This window comes from Brevundimonas sp., from assembly GCF_041688735.1.
Classification (GTDB): Bacteria; Pseudomonadota; Alphaproteobacteria; order Caulobacterales; family Caulobacteraceae; genus Brevundimonas.
The window spans coordinates 1-2,618 of sequence record NZ_JBDNHO010000055.1; the positions used below are offsets into that span (position 1 = coordinate 1).

Annotated in this window: 1 protein-coding gene and 1 pseudogene; both read left to right on the forward strand. The window is 68.8% G+C overall.

The annotated features are described in order from the left end of the window. Positions 1-955 (forward strand): annotated as a pseudogene (locus tag ACESMO_RS06150) (peptidase S8); the annotation flags it as partial. A gap of 60 nt (positions 956-1,015) precedes the next feature. Then, positions 1,016-2,618: sugar phosphate nucleotidyltransferase (locus ACESMO_RS06155; RefSeq protein ID WP_372707290.1), on the forward strand; the 1,603-nt coding region annotated here is incomplete at its 3' end.

Below are 2,618 nucleotides of genomic sequence, written 5' to 3' on the forward strand. Positions count from 1 at the left end.
CGAGGGCCCGTTCGGTTCGACCCTGTCGCTGACCACCAGCGCGGCGGTCGAGGACACCGGCTTCGACCTGGCCTCGGCCACCAGCGTCATCACGCCCTGGCTCGACGAACGGCGCCGCGAGGACGTCATGGTCGAGTTTTCAGCCGGGCGCGGCACCATGGCCTTCTGGCAAGGTCAGAACGGCGCCCGCTCGCCCTTCGCGGTCGGCGCGGCCGATACCTTCGCCTCCCTGGCCCAGGTCGATCGGGCCTGGCTGGGCGCGGTTCGCCTGGGCAATCTGACCCTGTCGGCGGATACCGGCGTGGGCGATCGCGCCATGCCGTTCCAGGCCCGCGAGGACGATGTCTCCAGCTACGCCCGTTTCGTCGCCGACTGGAACGCCTCCGACACCGCGCGGCTCAAGTTCGCCGTCGGTGGTCTGGACGAAAAGATGGGGCCGCTGGGTTCGTATGCGCCGCTGAACTCCGGCTTCGCCCTGCCCAGCGCCACGACCTTCGGCTCGGTCGCCGGCCAGTTCACCCTGATGGACAATCTGTTCCTGACGGCCGAGATGGGCTTTTCCCGCACCGATCTGGCGGGACAGTTCCTGACCTTGTCCGAGAGCGCGATCAGCTCGACCTGGGCGCTGGGCCTGACGACCTTCTGCCACCAGCTGGGCTTCGCCTGCGAAAGCCTGACCTGGTCCGTCAGCCAGCCGTTGCGCGCCGAAAGCGGCATCTTCTCCGCCTTGCTGGCCGACAGTCCCGAGGACTATTTCGATGCTCTTACATTCTCGGAGCGACGATTCTCCGTCACCCCGAGCGGCCGCCAGATCGATCTGGCCCTGGGCAGCGTGCATCGCCTCGGCGACGGATCGGCGCTGGATCTCCGCGCGGTGGTGACCCGCGACGACCGCAACATCGCCGCGTCACCGACGGCCTTCACATTGACGGGCAGCTGGCGACGCGCGTTCTGATCCGTTGCGCCGTGGTTGCTCCCGCCGCCTGATGCCGTAAGGAACGGGCAGGGAGCGACCATGGCTATTTTTCCGGTGATACTCTGCGGCGGCGCCGGAACACGGCTGTGGCCGGCGTCGCGGCCCGCCCGACCCAAGCAGTTCATCGACCTGGCCAGCGACCTGTCGCTGTTTCAGGAGACGGCTTTACGGGTGGCGCCTCTCGCCGGTGACGGTGGACGGCTTGTGGTGGTGGCCGGGCAGGCGCACCGGCCGTTCATCCTCGAACAGCTGTCGGCGCTCGGCTTGGACGCCGTCGTTCTCCTGGAGCCCGAGGGGCGGGACTCTGCCGCCGCCATGGCCGCCGCCGCCGCCTGGATCGCACGCTCCGCCCCCGGCGGCGTCGCCCTGTTCGTCGCCTCGGATCACCACATTCCCGACGACCGGGCGTTTCGGGACGCCGTTCTTCAAGCCGTCGATGCCGCGCAGGAGGGGCAGATCATCACCTTCGGCGTGCGGCCGACGGAGCCGTCCTCGGCCTATGGCTACATCCAGCCCCAGACGGAGGGCTTGTCTCCCGTCCGGGCGTTCGTGGAAAAGCCGGACCGGGCCCAGGCGGAAATCTATGTCCGCGACGGCTATCTCTGGAACAGCGGTAACTTCATGGTCAGTGCCGACGTGCTGCTGAACCAATTGGACGCGTTCGCGCCCGAGGTCTCGGCGGCGGCGCGCGCGGCCTTGCCCGAGGAGATGGAGCGCGTGATGGTGCTGACCGACGCCTTCCGGGACGCGCCGAAGATATCGATCGACTATGCCGTCATGGAACGCAGCGACCGGATTTCTGTGATGCCGGTTGACTATCGCTGGTCCGATCTCGGGGCCTGGGACGCGGTCGAAGCCCTCGGCACCGGGGATCGCGGCGTCTGGATCGCGGCGGACGGCGATTCCGGTCTGGTCCGCGCCGCGAGCGGCATGATCGTCGCCACCGTTGGCGTTTCGAACATCGCCATCATCGCCGAGCCCGACGCCATTCTGGTCTGCAGCCTGGACCGGGCGCAGGAGGTGAAGGGTCTGGTCGAGCGCATCCGGTCGGTTTCCCCCGCCCATGCCCAAGGTGCGGTCGTCTGCAGACAGCCGCTGGCGGATCTGGCGCGAACCTTCGACCGGTGGATCCGGTTAAACGCCCTGCCGGTCTGGGCCACGATCGGCGCGGACGCTGATGGCGGGTTCCGCGAGACGATCGACCTGTCAGGCGCCGTGTCGGGCGATTTCCGGCGCGCGCGCGTGCAGGCCCGCCAGGCCTATGTCTATTGCGCCGCCAGCACCGCCAGCACCGCCGGCTGGAGCGGCCCATGGCGTGGCCTCGTCGAGCGAAGCCTCGACCGGTTCGAGGCGACCAACCGACGCCCTGACGGCCTTTATCGCACGCGGGTTTCGTCCACGGGCGCAGTCCTGGACGACAGCGCCTTCCTTTACGACCAGGCCTTCGCCCTGTTCGCCTTCGCCGCCGCCGCCAAGGCCGGGATCGATCCGGCGATGATGACCGATCGGGCGCACGCCCTTCGCGAAGCCCTCGCCGTCCTGCGGACGCCGGCGGGCGGGTGGCGCGAAACGGGGGAGCACCCGTATCAGGCCAACGCCCATATGCATCTGCTGGAAGCCTGCATGGCCTGGGAGGCGATCG